1 pseudogene is annotated in these 327 nt (G+C 59.9%); it reads left to right on the forward strand.

The annotated features are described in order from the left end of the window. A pseudogene (locus B3D39_RS06665) lies at positions 1-327 on the forward strand (CbbQ/NirQ/NorQ C-terminal domain-containing protein); the annotation flags it as partial.

Genomic DNA, 327 nt, shown 5'->3' on the forward strand with positions numbered 1-327 from the left:
CACGACCGGCCTCTATCACGGCACCCAGCAGATCAACCAAGGTCAGATGGACCGCTGGTCGCTGGTCTCGACGCTGAACTATCTCAGCCATGACGCCGAGGTCGCGATCGTTCTGTCGAAGAACCCGCAATACAACACCGAGGCCGGGCGCAAGACGATCAGCCAGATGGTGACCGTGGCCGATCTCAGCCGGACCGCCTTCATGAATGGTGATCTCTCGACAGTGATGTCGCCGCGCACGGTGATCGCCTGGGCACAAAACGCGCGCATCTTCGGCAATATCGGCTATGCGTTCCGTCTGAGCTTCCTGAACAAGTGCGACGAGCT

The organism is Thioclava sp. UBA3469 (assembly GCF_002378135.1).
Taxonomy (GTDB): Bacteria; Pseudomonadota; Alphaproteobacteria; order Rhodobacterales; family Rhodobacteraceae; genus Thioclava; species Thioclava sediminum.